We start from the raw sequence: 13,874 nt of genomic DNA on the forward strand, positions 1-13,874 counted from the left end.
GGAATCAGGCTAAGCGCTGAACGCGGCGCCCCGAGCACAGCCTCAAGCGGCAGGAGAAACAGGCTCCAGACATAGAGAAGCCCCATTACCGCATTGGTCAGACAGGCCAGGATAAGCAGGCGTAGCGTCATGCTGGACTGTCTTCTCACTTCGGGATTACCCATGACCTTGGTTCCGAATGCCTTGGAAGGAAGATGCTCCGGGTATCCATGCAGATCAAAGGGCTACTCAACCTGGCGGTGAATGGGACTCTTTCGACAGAGCTGCCCGCAGGGCCGCAGGGATCGGACAGCTCCGGCGGCTTTTTGGGTGTATAAAGACCCCGACCACCTCACAGATGGCCAGTTCATCACCGCCCGCTTCACGCATAGTAAAGGTCAGGCCAACAGATTTGTTGCCAACCTTGCTCACCTGCGCCTCAATGCGGACTACGCTGCCGGCGGGAATTTCCTGGCGGAAACTGATCTTCACCTCCAACGTGACCGGCATCGGACTGTCAGAGTCAGGCCGGAAGCCAAGGCCGCTCCAAAACACGAAGGTCGCGTCGTCGAAGGCGGCCGCGTAATGGCGGGCGTTCAGATGCCCGAAATGATCGCAATGCCAGCGATGCGCGACCACGGCATTGAGCGAAACGGGAAAGCGCATCTCCTCAGCCCGCCAGGCGTTTTTCGGCAAGCGCATCGAGTCCCAAGATCCCGCGCGCCTCGTCGGGGGTGGCGACCTCGCAGCCCAGATCGGCGATGATGCGGCTGGCGCGCTCGACCAGCTGGCCGTTGGTGGCGAAGACGCCGCGTTCCAGGTAGATGTTGTCCTCGAGCCCCACCCGGCAATGGCCGCCCAGGATCGTGGACAGCGCCACGATGTCCATTTGCCAGCGCGAGATGCCGAAGGCGCTCCACAACGCGCCCTCGGGCAGCAGTTCCTTCATGTAGATCAGCGTCTTGGCGTCGGCGGGCGCCGACCATTTGACCCCCAGGCAGATCTGGAACAGCGGCGCCGGGTCGATCAGCCCCTGCTCGATCATCCGCCGCGCCAGCAGGATGTCGCCGGGGTTGAAGACCTCGATCTCGGGCTTGACGCCGCCTTCGCGGATCAGCTGCGCCATGCGGTTCAGCGTGCCGGGCGTGTTCATGAAGATGCAGTCCGGCGCCCCGGCAATGCCGCCTTCCAGGTTCATCGTGGTCACGTCCAGCGTGCAAAGCTCGGGCCGGTTCTCCAGCACATGGCCGACGCGCTCGACGGCACTCGCGACATCGGTGGTCGGATGGGCCACGGCCTCGTCCGCGGGATCCGGCACGAAGGTGGCGCCCATGCCGGTGGTCAGGTTGATGACCACGCGGTCGTTCCTTTCGCGGACGCGCTGGACGATCTCGCGGAACACCTCGGGCGAGCGGTTGCCGAGGCCGGTTTCCGGGTCGCGGCCGTGGATATGCACCACCGAGGCGCCCGCATCGGCGGCCTCGATGCAGGCATCCGCGATTTGGGCGGGCGTGACCGGATAGTTCGGAAAGCGGGGGTGGATCGGCCCGTCGCCGGTCACGGCACAGGTCAGGACGATTTTGCGTTTCATGGGATCTCCTGTCGGTCTCTAGGCGTGTTCGGGGGCGGCAGGCGTCTTGCGGGTCTCGCCAAGCGCCTTGAGGACCGCGACCAGCTGGTCGTCGCGCTGCCGGCGCAAGGTGGCGTAGTCGCGGCCGTCGATTTCCTCGGCCAGGCCCTCGACCAGCCTGTCGATGGTCTCCGGCGTCAGCTGCGGCTTGCCCAGGTCGTCCCACCATTCGGTGTAGCTTTGGGTGAACTGCTCGCAATAGGCGCGCAGGCCGCCTGGCTCGAGGATATCCACGGCGACAGTCCGGCACTGCGCGCGGCGCGGCAGATCGTGCGCGACCTGCGCGGCTGGAAGACCGGCGAGGTCGCCTGGCCGGACCTGACGCGGACGCTGCTGCTTTACGGGCCGCCCGGCACCGGCAAGAGTTGGATCGCCCGCGCGATGGGCAACAGCGCAGGGTTCAGCGTCGTGACCGGCACCTTCGGCGAATGGCAAGCCGCAGGCCATCTCGGCGACATGCTGCGCGAGATGCGTCGGACTTTTCGTGATGCGCGCACCAAAGCCCCCTCGGTCGGCACCTGCAATCACCCGGACTTGATCGATCCGGCGGTTCTCAGGGCCGGTCGCTTCGACATGAAAGTCTCCCTGCCGCTGCCGGATGCCGAGGGTCTGTTCAGCGTCTTCCGGCATTGCCTGCCGGATTGGCGCGAGACCGATCTGCGCGATCTCGCCGCGCGGGCCGTCGGTTGCTCCGCCGCCGATGTCGATGCCGTCATCCGGCAGACGCGGGCGATGGCACGGGGGCAAAAACGGGCGATGACCCTCGACGATCTGCGTCAGGTCTTCGTCCTCGACCACGACCCCGCCATCGACCACCGCGTCGCCCTGCATGAATGCGGCCACGCCATCACCTGCGCCGCACTGGACCTGGGGCCGGTGCGCCGCGTTTTCCTGAACCGCGACGGCGGGGGCGGCACGGTGTTCGACGCCGATGCCAAACATGGTGTCCTGGCGGATATGCAGGATCGTCTGGTGCAATTGCTGGCCGGCCGCGCGGCCGAGCGCCTGGTCCTCGGCGATGTCTCTGCCGGTGCCGGCGGCGGCCCGGACTCCGATCTGGCCCAGGCGACGATGATCGCCACATCGATCCAGACCCGCTTCGGCCTCGGCGCCCAGGGTCCGGTCTGGACTGCCGATCCGGAAACGCAGCTCATGCTGGACCCGGACACCCTGTTCCGCGTCAAGCGAGAGCTGGAAAACGCAGAGAAGCGCGCAACCCAGATCCTCAGCGGCCATCGTTCCCTGCTCGAAGAGATGGCCGAAGCCCTGATGGCATCGCGCGACATGGACCGTGCCGAGGCGGAGGACTGGCTCGCGCGCCTGTGCAATGCCGCGCCAGACGAAGACCGTGACGCGCGATCAGCACAGCAACCGCAATAGCAACGGAGGGATGACACCTGCCGGAGGCGCGCGTCATCTCATCGAACCAGTTCCCCCACAAACAAAGAGACCAAAACAAAAGAAAGCGGCACCGCCGCAATCAAAAAGCCAAAAACCAAAAACGGTGCTCCCAGCGGCGGGTCCTGCCCGCCGCCCACTCCATCATCCACGGAATAAAAAGCAAAGAACGCAAAGATCAGGAGCCAAAACATCAAAACACTCGGAATACATCCGACGTTTCGGCAAGATCGCGACAGGACCGAGAAGGACAGCGGCGCCTGGAAAGCGCTGTCCTTTGGCACGGTGCGCTGGCGGGTATCGTTGTCCCGCCCGTGCCCTAAAATCCGGATAATTCGCGCCCGATGTTCCGTTGCGCCCGGCTGTCGCCTCGTCCGGCGATCAGGATGCGGCCACCGCGCACATCCAAGAACGACAGTCATCTCCGGCCCGCCCCTCTTGGGAGTGAGATTTCCGTACTTTCAGGTGGTTATCCACATTCATGAGACCCGAGAGCCGTGTTTTGCCCTGAGAGAGCCGTCCCCATGCCCTATGATCATCCAAACAGCAGCGGGCTCATCCCCGCACAGGATCATCATCATCGAACGCCGACGGGCCTTGCCCTCAGGCGCAGGGAGAAACTCGGCCCATGGTGCGAGACCGGAGAGATATTGCCAGGAAGGACGGCACCGCAAAAGCGGCCGCCGCCCCCGTGGCATCTCAGGTCGACAGAAGTCTTGCCGGGAATCGGCAGCCCGCGCCGCATCACGACCAATTGCTCGCCCTCATCCGGGCGCTCGCCCGCGATGCCGCCCGCGCCGATCGCGCCGCCGAACGCGGCGCGCCTGACGATTGACCTGCCCCTCCACACGGAGATCCGCCCATGACCCTGCGCGCCGTCATCTACGCCCGCTACTCCTCCGACCTGCAATCGGCCTCGTCGATCGAGGACCAGTTCCGGCTCTGCCGCGAACGCGCCAGCCGCGAAGGCTGGCAGATCGTGGGCAGCTATGAGGACGCCGCCACCTCCGGCGCCTCGCTGATGCGTCCCGGCATCCAGCGCCTGCAGCAGGATGCCCGCGAGCGGCGCTTCGACGTCGTGATCTCGGAGGCGCTCGACCGGCTCAGCCGCAACCAGGCCGATATCGCGGCGCTTTACCAGAACCTGACCTTCGCCGGCACCGCCATCGAGACCCTGGCCGAGGGCCGCATCGACGAGATGCATATCGGCCTCAAGGGCACGATGAACGCGCTGTTCCTGAAGGACCTCGCCGCCAAGACCCGCCGAGGCCTGCGCGGCCGCGTCGAGGCCGGCAAGTCCGGCGGCGGCAATGCCTATGGCTATACGGTGCTGCGCCATATGGGCGAGGACGGCGAGGTCAGGCGCGGCGACCGCCAGATCAATGAGGACGAGGCCGCCATCGTGCGCCGCATCTTCACCGCCTATGCCGATGGCCTGTCTCCGAACCGCATCGCCGACCAGTTGAACCGCGAGGGCATTCCCGGCCCGCGCGCGGGCAAGTGGGACAAATCCACCATTCACGGCAACCCGAAACGCGGCACCGGCGTGCTCAACAACGAGCTCTATGTCGACCGCCTGGTCTGGAACCGGCAGTCCTTCGTGAAGGACCCCGTCACCGGCAAGCGCCAGGCCCGTCCGAACCCGGAATCCGAATGGATCGTCACCGAGGTGCCGGAACTCCGCATCATCAACCAGGCCCTCTGGGACAGGGTGAAGACCCGCCAGGAGGGCCGCAAGATCGAACAGACCGACAGGGAAGCCTGGGAACGGCGCAAGCCGCGCTTCCTGCTCACCGGCCTGGTCAAATGCGGCTGCTGTGGCGGCGGCTTCTCGACCATCGGCAAGGACCGCTTCGGCTGCTCGAACTCGCGCAACAAGGGGACCTCGGTCTGCACCAACCGCACCGGCATCACCCGCCAGGATCTGGAGGGCCGTATCCTGGCGATCCTCTCCCAGCAGCTGATGAATCCCGAATTGGTGAAGGTCTTCGCCGCCGAATACATCGCCGAGCGCAATCGTCTGGCCGCCAGCCATGTCGATGACCGGGCCGTCAAGCAGAAGGAACTGACAAAACTCATCAAGGAACAGGATGCGCTGGTGAACGCGCTGCTCTCCGGCCTGCCGCCCGAACGGATCAAGGCAAAGATGGAGCAGCTCGAGGCAAGACAGAAGCAACTCGAGGCGGAGCTGGCCGCGGCCCCACGACGACGACCCGCCTGCATCCGCGCATCGCCGAGACCTATCACGACCGGATCCAGGTGCTGATCGCCGGGCTGACGGAACCGGACCGGGAGAGCGAGGTCCGCGAGGCGATCCGGGGCCTGATCGAGAAGATCGTGGCTACCCCCGTGCCGACGGCCGGCAAGCGTAACAGGCTCGAACTGACGCTTCACGGCGATCTGGCGGGGGATTCTTTCGCTGAGCCTGAATGTGGACCAGTTGGCCGGACAGCAAAAAACCTCCTGTGAACAGGAGGTTGGAGAAAGTGTAGGATTTCTGGTTGCGGGGGCAAGCTATGATCTTTACTTGCGCCCGGAGCAAGTAAAGATGGTTGCAGGTGTAGGCATCCGTCAATACTTGCGGTTTACTTCAACCAGACATCCCGCAAAAACCTCGCTTACGTCACGTAGCCGTGGCGGCCTTTTTCGTGCTGCGGCGTAGTTCGAACGTCTCTCCATACGGTTCTCAAACATCATATTAGCTTATCGGCTTCGTTTCGCAAACCCGGCCGCCAGTCTGGTACGATTATGCGCCGAGGGATCGCACAGCAAAACGACCCGTCCGCTCTCCTCCGTGCCTCCAGGAGCGCCGCTCTCGACACTTGGTCGGCCAGACCGTCGAAGCACGATACGCTTCGTGAGCCCCGCAAGACGCGGCCCACCCCGGAAGACGGGCCTTAACTTTTCCGGAAAGAGAGACCATATCGAGATCATGGCCGACTTCCTGACCCCCGAAAAGCGAAGCGCCCTCATGTCGAAGGTGCGCGGCAAGAACACGAAGCCGGAGATGATCGTTCGCCGGTCGCTGCATGCCATGGGCGTCCGCTTCCGTCTTCACGCAAAGGAACTGCCCGGTCGCCCCGACATCGTGATGAGACCCCGCAAGGCGGCGATATTCGTCCACGGCTGCTTCTGGCATTCGCACCCCGGATGCCGTCGCTGTCGAATCCCGTCGACGAACTCGGAGTTCTGGGCCGAAAAACTCGAACGCAACAGATCGCGGGATCAGGCGGCGATCGCCGCGCTGGAGGACAACGGGTGGCATGTCCTGATCCTTTGGGAATGCGAGACGCGGCCGGGGCCGGACCTCGACCGGGAATTGTCCGACTTCCTCAACCTCGCTTGCCGCCCGCCCTCCGGGCCCCCAACGCTCCGATAGCCGGGCGGACCGCATAAGCCGAGCACGCGACCACGGAGAGAGGCAGCTCGTACACGGCCTCCTCGCCGATCAGGCGCGCATACTTCTCGTCGAAATCATTCCTGCGGACGGGTCCGTATTCCCTGACGAGAATCAGGTCCTCCTCGACGCCCTCGAACTCCTTTCGGATCACGTTCACGGCCATGGGCTTGACGGCGCATATCTCCCGGTCCCGGATTTTCGCCGTCTCCTCGAAAGCTTTCCTGACCTGCTCGCGGATCTGATCGGGCAGAACCCGTTCGCGGCGCTGCTTCAGCTCCACCGTTACGAAGACGTTCTCGACCTCCGGCGCGTCCGGCAAGGCGTACTCGGCGACGAACACGGCGTCGATCTCGGGCTGGGTCTTCATCCCCACCTGAAGAAACCGCAGATCCTTGATGGTCTCGGCATCGGGGGAATGGACCGCCAGATGCTGCCCGATCAGTCCCAGGTTGACGACCACCTGGGTCAGCCACGTCTCCTCGGTGCGTCCCAGGCTTCGCGCCAGGGAGTCCATCGGCAACGAGGAAATTTTCTCGACCGGTATCTCGTCCGGAAGATCGGCGTCCTCCGCGAACGGATCGACGCCCTCCGGAGCCTCGAAGAACTGAAGGACCCTGCCCTGTCCGTAAACCTGGCGCCCGTATATGCGCTTTTCCAGCAACTCCTCGGGCCAGTTTCCTTCCGGGTTGTGGCGGAGCAGGTCTTTCAGGAAGTTCGCCGGGTTGTTCCGGCTCAACTTCGAGCCCAGATCGGCCATGGCTCGGGTGATCTCGGTGCCGGTGACGATGCCGTCCGGGAACTTGCCTTGCAGGTACTTTTCGCCGAGATGGCTGATCACGGCGGTTTTCTCGGATTTTCCGCGCTTCTTGCTCGACACGTCGTCCCTCTCGTCTTCTCGCCGCGAGGCTATCGTTGCGGCATTCTTTCGCCAAGACCGCATTTTCCGATCGACTTCGGGTCGCAAGTCCTTTAGCCTCGCGCTAAAGGGGTGATTCACGACGAGGGAGTAACGGATGCGACCGGTGGCAGTGGATCTGTTTGCGGGGGCCGGCGGGATGAGCCTGGGCTTCGAGCAGGCCGGCTTCGATGTCGTCGCCGCCGTCGAGATCGACCCCGTCCACGCGGCGACGCACGAATTCAACTTCCCCGACTGCGCCGTCATCTGCGGCTCCGTTTCCGACGTGTCCGGAGAGGAGATCCGCAAGGCGGCGAAGCTCGGCGAGCGCAGGGTCGACCTGGTGTTCGGCGGCCCCCCCTGCCAAGGCTTCTCGCTGATCGGCAAACGGCAGTTGGACGATCCACGCAACTCCCTGCTGAAGGACTTCGTCCGGATCGCACGCGAACTCGACGCTTCCTACGTCGTCCTCGAGAACGTCAAAGGCCTCACCGTCGGCAAGCATCGGGCGATGCTCGACGAGCTCGTTCAGTTGTTCGAGGAGGCCGGGTACGAGATTCGCCTTCCGTGGCGGGTTCTCGACGCCGCGGATTTCGGCGTGCCTCAGCACCGGGAGCGCCTGTTCCTGATGGGCGCGAAAAAAGGCCTGCCCGTGCCGGTCTATCCCTCCGCCACATGCACCCCGGCCGACGCCGAACCTTCGGACAAGCTTTCCTCCGGTCCGTCGTGCAAGGACGCATTGGGCGATCTCCCGAACCCGGACAAATTCGCGTCGCTGAAATCGGGCGACAGCGTAAGAACGAAGTCTTGGGGAAAACCGTCGGAATACGCCCAAATCATGCGCTGCGTGGACGAGTCCGGATGGTTCTGCGGATATCGCCGGGGGTTCGATTCGACGGCGCTGACCTCCAGTGCCTACACCGACCATTCGGAGATCTCCCGGCGACGCTTCGGAGCGACCGAACCCGGCACGGTGGAGCCCATCTCGCGCCTATTCAAGCTCCATCCGAACGGCCTCAGCAACACCCTTCGGGCGGGGACCGACGGCGCACGCGGCGCCTTCACCAGCCCGCGTCCGATCCATTACTCCGCGCGCCGCTGCGTGACAGTCCGCGAGATGGCTCGGCTGCACGGGTTTCCGGACTGGTTCCGCTTCAATGCGACCAAATGGCACGGAGCGCGCCAGATCGGGAACGCCGTCCCGCCGCCTCTGGCTCGGGCGGTCGCCGGTGCGATCGTGACCGCCGCATCCTTCGAGAAAACGAAGCCGGACGAGGTCGTCGAACTCGGATCGCCGAGTCTGCTCAGCATGGACCTCACCACGGCCTCCAATCATTTCGGGATTCAGAAGCCTCCATCGAAGCGCGACCGGAAGAGCGGCGCCAAGAAGCGCAAACAAGCCGAGATCGAGAGGTTGCGCCTCATGTCGCCGATCGCAGCCGAGTGAGCTTGTTGGTCGCCTAACGTTTGCGCATAGCGACCATTGCGTTCAATCGCATACGCATATGGGTTTTGCATTCAGGGATGCCCGGCAGCACCGGCTGCTCGCGCTCCAGCGCCTGGATCTGCGTTCGCGGACGGCGGCCCGAACCGGCAACGCTCGCCCGCCCGTTTCCGTCCATGCACAACGCGATGGCCCGGTTCGGCGGCGCTATGTAAAGGCCGACGATGGGCAATCCCGCGCGCGTCATTGCGGTCGGTTTTGTTCACCTGCGCCTTTAGCGGGCTGCTGAAAAAGTCCTTGCGACAGGACAGCGCGGGCGGGGAACCGGGAAATCCGCCTCAAATTTGCCGAAAACACCCCATTTTCGGGCCGATATCAGCTGGCTCCAGAACGATTTCCGCTGCGTCGCCCTCTCAAAGTCCTTTTTCAGCAGCCTGTTGGAAAAGCCTTGGCGTGGCGCGTCTCGATGCAGATCGCCGGAAGGCCGGCCTTGGCCAAGCCCTCAAACTAGGACAACGGACCAGCTTTCAGCCCAAGCCTCTCAAGCCGGACCCCCACGCCATTCAAGCCGAATACCCCATCTGATCCTAAGGATAGTCAGCTCCGCTGAAATCCGATGAAATCGGACACTTCGCGAGCCGTCTCGACCAGCATCGGGGCGACTTCTTCGAGTCGCTCGCCAAGCCGCGCTTCGGGACCGAGCAGCGACAGACAGCCGACGACCGAGCCGCCGGCGTCGAAGATCGGGGCACCGAGTGCCAGGGCGCCCGGAACCGCTTCGCCGCGGCTGATCGAATAGCCGCGGGCGCGGATCTCGTCGAGTTGCTTGCGCAACTCCTCTGGCGTCAGGGTCTGCTCGGTGAAACTTTCCATCCCCGAAGCCACGACGCTGTCGAACAGCTCTCGATCCGCAAAGGCCAGGATGGCCTTGGAGGAACCGATATAAAGCGGCCGCGGCCGGCCGATCACGGTATGGACCCGGACGGCGTGGTGGGTCTCGGCCTTGGCGATGCAATAGGTCTGCCGGCCCGACAGCAGGCGGAACTGCGCCGTTTCCTGCGCCCGGTCGCGCAGCGAGTCCAGATAGGGCTGGATCAGTGCAGCGATGTTCAGCTGCGCCGCCGCCGCATTGCCGATGAGCAGCGCCTCGACCCCCAGCGACCAGCGCTCGGTCTTGTCGCGCACCACCAGGTTGCGCGCCTCCAGGGTCGCGAGCAACCGCAGGGTGCGCGACTTGTTCAGACCCAGCCGACTCTGGATTTCGGTCAGGGTCAGATGCGGATTCTCGGAGACGAACATCAGCACGCGCAGGCAGGCATCCGCCGCCTCGACCACGTAGCGCTGTCTGCTCTCGGCCGCTTCTTCTCGCATCCCGCCCTGGTCCTTTCCTCAGATGGCCGCGATGAAATCGCGCAAAACGTTAGTAATCTGCCCACGAAGGCTGGAAAAGCCCGGTTCTTTCTTCTCGAAACGCGCCTCGTCCATGTAGAGGCCGCGGTTCAGCTCGATCTGGATGGCGTGCCGTCCCCGTGCCGGATCGGAAAAGCGCCGGATCAACTGCCCGCCCTTGTAGGGCCAGTTGATCGTGGTCTTCAGCCCCTGCGCCTCGAACAGCCCGGCCAGCAGGCGGGTCAGCTCCGGGTCGGCGGTCGTGCCGTCGCGGTCCGAGACGACGATATCCGGCCGTTGCGCGCCGGGGTCGTCGTTCATCGCATTGCCGCGCGCTTTCATCGAATGGCAATCGAGATGCACCACCCGGCCGAATGCCGCATGGGTGTCGTCCATCAGCCCGCCGAGCGCGGTGTAATAGGGGTCGTAGCAGGTCTCGATGCGACGCAGCACCTCGGCCGCCGGCAGCGGCGCGGGATAGACGGGAACGTCCGGCAGCGCCAGGCGGCGCAGCAGGCCCATCCCCACGGCGCTCTTGTTGCCCGGCCGCGCCTCGAAGGGCATATCGCCGGCCACCAGCGCCGGGTCGATGTCGTCGCGGGCCCGGTTCAGATCCAGATAGAAGCGCGGAAAGCGCGCCACCAGCATGGCCGCGCCCAGCGACGGCGCCGCGCCGAAAAGCTCGTCCACCCAGGCGTCCCAGGAAGTCAGCAGCTCCGCCTCGGCCGCGATGGGCGCGAAGTCGGCGGGATAGGCCCGCCAGCTATGCGGGGAATCGAGGATGACGGGAACGCGCCGCCCCCCGACGGCCGAGTTGATGGTGAACGGGGTAAGCGTGTCTGTATCGTGAATCATGGATTGGTCCGGGAAGTCGAGTGAAGGAAACAGGCCGCCTCATGCCCGGCCCGCAGCGCCGCCAGCGCCGGGTGCTGGGCGCGGCAGACCTCCATGGCCTGCCGGCAGCGCGGGTTGAAATAGCAACCCTGCGGCGGGTCGAGCGGCGAGGGAACCTCGCCCGCCAGCGGCGCATGCCGGCGGGCGCGGTTCTTCAGCGACGGATTTTGCGTCATCAGCGCCCGCGTATAGGGGTGCTCGGGATGGGCGAACAGCTCGGCCGCCGGCGCCGACTCGACGATCTCGCCCAGATACATGATGGCGACGCGGTCGCTCAGATGGCGTACCACCGACAGATCGTGGCTGATGAACACATAGGTCAGCCCGAACTGTTCCCGCAACTCCATGAACAGGTTGATGACCTGCGCCTGGATCGAGACGTCGAGCGCCGCGACGCTTTCGTCGCAGATCAGCAGCTTGGGCTGCATCGCCAGGGCCCGGGCGATGCCGATGCGCTGACGCTGCCCGCCCGAGAACTGGTGCGGATAGCGGTCGGCGGCATCCGGGCTCATCGACACCGCTTCCAGTACCTCGGCAACCTTGTCGCGCGCCTGCGCGGGCTTGATGCGGCCGTGATAGAGCGGCGCCTCGGTGATGATGTCGAAGATGCGATAGCGCGGATTCATCGCGGCGGCGGCATCCTGGAATATCATCTGAATGTCCAGCGCCGCCGCCCGCGCCTCGGGCGTGTCGCGGGCGATGACGTCATGACCGTCCAGCAGCACCCGCCCCGCCGTCGGCCGGGTGATCCCCGCCAGCATCCGGGCCACGGTCGACTTGCCGCAGCCGGATTCGCCGATCAGCCCCAGCACCTCGCCGCGCTCGAGCGAGGCGCTGAATTCGCGCACGGCATGGACCGCAGGCGGGGTCGAGTTGCGCAGGGCCAGGGCGCCCAGGCCGCGGGCGATCAGGTCGGGCCGGGTCGAGAAGGTCTTTTTCAGCCCCTTGATCTCAAGAAAGCTCATGGAGGGCTCCTTCGGCAGCATGCGCGGGGTGGAAGCAGCGGAAGCGGGTCTCGGCCGAGACGCGCTCGGGCGGCACCGCGCGGCAGGCTTCGGTGGCGCGGTGGCAACGCGGGCGGAACGGGCAGCCTTCGGGAAGATTCAGCAGCGAGGGGGTCATGCCGGGGATCTGGAACAGCGCCGCGCCGCGCGGCTGGCCCTCGGGCAACGAGCGGATCAGCCCCTCGGTATAGGGGTGATGCGGGCGGTCGAGTACGGCATCGGTCGGCCCTTCCTCGACGATACGGCCGGCGTACATGACCGCGATGCGGTTGGCGATCTCGGCCGCCACGCCCAGGTCGCGGGTGATCCAGATGAAGCCGGTGCCGTACTCCTCGCACAGCTTGCGGATCAGGTAGAGAATCTGCGCCTGGATCGTCACGTCCAGCGCTGTGGTCGGTTCGTCGGCGATGATCAGGTCGGGCTTGTTGAGCAGGGCGATGGCGATGGCCACGCGCTGGCGCATGCCGCCGGAGAGCTCGTGCGGATAGTTGCGCAGCCGCGCCTCGGGCGCCGGGATGCCGACCTCGCGCAGCGCCTCCAGCGCGCGGCGGCGGGCCTCGGCCTTCGACACCTTGCGGTCGTGGATGCGGATGGTCTCGATCATCTGGTCGTCGATGTGCAGCACCGGGTTCAGCGTCATCATCGGGTCCTGGAAGATCATCGCGATGCGGTCGCCGCGGATCCGCGCCATCTCGGCATCGCTTTTTCCCACCAGATCCTCGCCGTTCAGAAGGATCCTGCCTTCGGTGATCCGGCCCGGCGCGCTGACCAGCCCCAGGATCGAGAAGCCGGCCACGGTCTTGCCCGAGCCGCTTTCACCGACCAGCGCCACGATCTGGCCGCGGCCGACTTGCAGGTCGAGCCCATCGACGGCGCGGGCCACGCCGCCGCGCGTGAAGAAATGCGTCTTCAGCCCGCTGATTTCCAGAAGCTCTCGGGTCATGTATCAGGCCTCCAGCTTGGGGTTGAAGATGTCGCGCAGCCGGTCGCCGACAATGTTGATCGCCAGCAGCAGGATCAGCAGCGCAAGCCCGGGATAGATCGAGATCCAGTATTCCGAGCCCAGCATGAACTCGAAGCCGTTGGCGATCAGCAGGCCCAGCGAAGGCTCGGTCGGCGGCAGGCCGAGGCCGAGGAAGCTCAGCGTCGCCTCGAGCGTTATGGCATGGGCGGTTTGGATGGTCAGGATGACCAGCAGCGGCGGCAGGCAGTTCGGCAGGACATGGCGGAACATGATCCGGGTGGCGCCCAGCCCCTGCGAGCGGGCGGCGGCGACATAGTCCTTGGCCATTTCGGAAAGCGCCACCGACCGCACCGTGCGGGCGTAATAGGCCCATTGCACAGCGATCAGCGCGATCAGCACCTTGTCGATGCCCGATCCCAGAGTCGCCAGCAGCACCAGGGCGATCAGGATCGCCGGAAAGGACAGCTGCAGATCGACGATCCGCATGATGGCCTGATCGATGCGCTTGCCGTGATAGGCCGCGAGCAGCCCGAAGCTTGCGCCGATCATCGCCCCGATCAGGGCGCTGGACAGGCCGATGCCGATCGAGATGCGCAGCCCGTAGATAATGGCGCTGAGCAGGTCGCGACCCGCCTCGTCGGTGCCCAACAGATAGGTCATCGAGCCGTCGAACGCCTCGGTTCCGGGGGGCAGCCGGCCGTTGAAGATGGTCACCTGCGACAGGTCATAAGGATCCTGCGGGGCGATGAGCGGCGCAAAAAGCGCGACGAGCGGCAGCAGGATCAGCACGATCAGCGCAAGGACAGCCACCGGGCTGCGGGCGAACTGGGCGCCGCGATCGCGCAATTGAAGCGAAAACATGGGTCAGCCTTTCTGT

16 protein-coding genes are annotated in these 13,874 nt (G+C 65.1%); 6 read left to right on the forward strand and 10 right to left on the reverse strand.

Annotated elements, in window-relative coordinates; genetic code table 11:
* Window positions 1-228: 228 nt before the first annotated feature.
* From KF941_RS18745 to KF941_RS18755, 3 genes are read right to left on the reverse strand one after another with little or no spacing between them, the layout of a single operon-like run.
* Window positions 229-645, reverse strand: coding sequence for a thioesterase family protein (locus KF941_RS18745; protein WP_036752780.1), 417 nt, complete (start codon window positions 643-645; stop codon window positions 229-231).
* Between the two features lie 4 nt (window positions 646-649).
* Window positions 650-1,570 carry a 3-keto-5-aminohexanoate cleavage protein gene (locus KF941_RS18750; RefSeq protein ID WP_214274195.1) on the reverse strand — a complete coding sequence of 307 codons (921 nt, stop codon included), beginning with the start codon at window positions 1,568-1,570 and terminating at the stop codon, window positions 650-652.
* An 18-nt stretch (window positions 1,571-1,588) separates the two neighbouring features.
* Window positions 1,589-1,843, reverse strand: a complete 255-nt coding sequence (locus KF941_RS18755; protein ID WP_072464430.1) for a hypothetical protein — start codon at window positions 1,841-1,843, stop codon at window positions 1,589-1,591.
* A gap of 36 nt (window positions 1,844-1,879) precedes the next feature.
* Here KF941_RS18755 and KF941_RS18760 point away from each other — a divergent pair, with 36 nt between their 5' ends.
* Window positions 1,880-2,989, forward strand: coding sequence for an AAA family ATPase (locus KF941_RS18760; RefSeq protein ID WP_346429013.1), 1,110 nt, complete (start codon window positions 1,880-1,882; stop codon window positions 2,987-2,989).
* Window positions 2,990-3,027: 38 nt separating this feature from the next.
* On the opposite strand, the gene KF941_RS18765 is transcribed toward KF941_RS18760, so the two are convergent.
* Window positions 3,028-3,429, reverse strand: coding sequence for a hypothetical protein (locus tag KF941_RS18765; protein ID WP_214274196.1), 402 nt, complete (start codon window positions 3,427-3,429; stop codon window positions 3,028-3,030).
* Between the two features lie 206 nt (window positions 3,430-3,635).
* Between KF941_RS18765 and KF941_RS18770 the strand changes: the two genes are divergently transcribed.
* The 4 genes from KF941_RS18770 to KF941_RS18780 all read left to right on the forward strand — a co-directional run bounded on the left by KF941_RS18770 (window position 3,636) and on the right by KF941_RS18780 (window position 6,386).
* Window positions 3,636-3,842, forward strand: coding sequence for a hypothetical protein (locus KF941_RS18770; protein WP_214274197.1), 207 nt, complete (start codon window positions 3,636-3,638; stop codon window positions 3,840-3,842).
* 27 nt (window positions 3,843-3,869) lie between these two features.
* Complete coding sequence (locus KF941_RS18775; protein WP_240540489.1) at window positions 3,870-5,273, forward strand: recombinase family protein; 1,404 nt, start codon at window positions 3,870-3,872, stop codon at window positions 5,271-5,273.
* Window positions 5,267-5,476: a hypothetical protein gene (locus tag KF941_RS28125; protein ID WP_240540490.1), complete on the forward strand. Its 210-nt coding sequence runs from the start codon at window positions 5,267-5,269 to the stop codon at window positions 5,474-5,476. The genes KF941_RS18775 and KF941_RS28125 overlap by 7 nt, the downstream gene beginning before the upstream one ends.
* A 463-nt stretch (window positions 5,477-5,939) precedes the next feature.
* Window positions 5,940-6,386 (forward strand): very short patch repair endonuclease, encoded by a 447-nt coding sequence (locus KF941_RS18780; RefSeq protein WP_214274198.1) that lies wholly within the window; start codon window positions 5,940-5,942, stop codon window positions 6,384-6,386.
* Here the strand turns inward: KF941_RS18780 and KF941_RS18785 are convergent.
* Window positions 6,340-7,284 (reverse strand): hypothetical protein, encoded by a 945-nt coding sequence (locus KF941_RS18785; protein WP_214274199.1) that lies wholly within the window; start codon window positions 7,282-7,284, stop codon window positions 6,340-6,342. The genes KF941_RS18780 and KF941_RS18785 overlap by 47 nt on opposite strands.
* A 136-nt stretch (window positions 7,285-7,420) precedes the next feature.
* On the opposite strand from KF941_RS18785, the gene KF941_RS18790 reads away from it, so the two are divergent.
* Window positions 7,421-8,749, forward strand: a complete 1,329-nt coding sequence (locus KF941_RS18790) for a DNA cytosine methyltransferase (protein ID WP_214274200.1) — start codon at window positions 7,421-7,423, stop codon at window positions 8,747-8,749.
* 594 nt (window positions 8,750-9,343) lie between these two features.
* Here the strand turns inward: KF941_RS18790 and KF941_RS18795 are convergent.
* The 5 genes from KF941_RS18795 to KF941_RS18815 are packed head-to-tail and all read right to left on the reverse strand — an operon-like array spanning window position 9,344 to window position 13,858.
* Window positions 9,344-10,117, reverse strand: a complete 774-nt coding sequence (locus KF941_RS18795) for an IclR family transcriptional regulator (protein WP_214274201.1) — start codon at window positions 10,115-10,117, stop codon at window positions 9,344-9,346.
* 18 nt (window positions 10,118-10,135) lie between these two features.
* On the reverse strand, window positions 10,136-10,990 hold the full coding sequence (locus KF941_RS18800; RefSeq protein ID WP_214274202.1) for an N-formylglutamate amidohydrolase: 855 nt from the start codon (window positions 10,988-10,990) through the stop codon (window positions 10,136-10,138).
* A complete protein-coding gene (locus KF941_RS18805; RefSeq protein WP_214274203.1) occupies window positions 10,987-11,994 on the reverse strand; it encodes an ABC transporter ATP-binding protein in 1,008 nt (335 codons plus the stop codon). The genes KF941_RS18800 and KF941_RS18805 overlap by 4 nt, the downstream gene beginning before the upstream one ends.
* Window positions 11,981-12,976, reverse strand: a complete 996-nt coding sequence (locus KF941_RS18810; protein WP_214274204.1) for an ABC transporter ATP-binding protein — start codon at window positions 12,974-12,976, stop codon at window positions 11,981-11,983. Before KF941_RS18810 ends, KF941_RS18805 begins: the two co-directional genes overlap by 14 nt.
* Window positions 12,977-12,979: 3 nt before the next feature.
* Window positions 12,980-13,858 (reverse strand): ABC transporter permease, encoded by an 879-nt coding sequence (locus KF941_RS18815; RefSeq protein WP_214274205.1) that lies wholly within the window; start codon window positions 13,856-13,858, stop codon window positions 12,980-12,982.
* Window positions 13,859-13,874 lie beyond the last annotated feature (16 nt).

The organism is Paracoccus sp. pheM1, assembly GCF_018499825.1.
Lineage (GTDB): Bacteria > Pseudomonadota > Alphaproteobacteria > Rhodobacterales > Rhodobacteraceae > Paracoccus > Paracoccus versutus.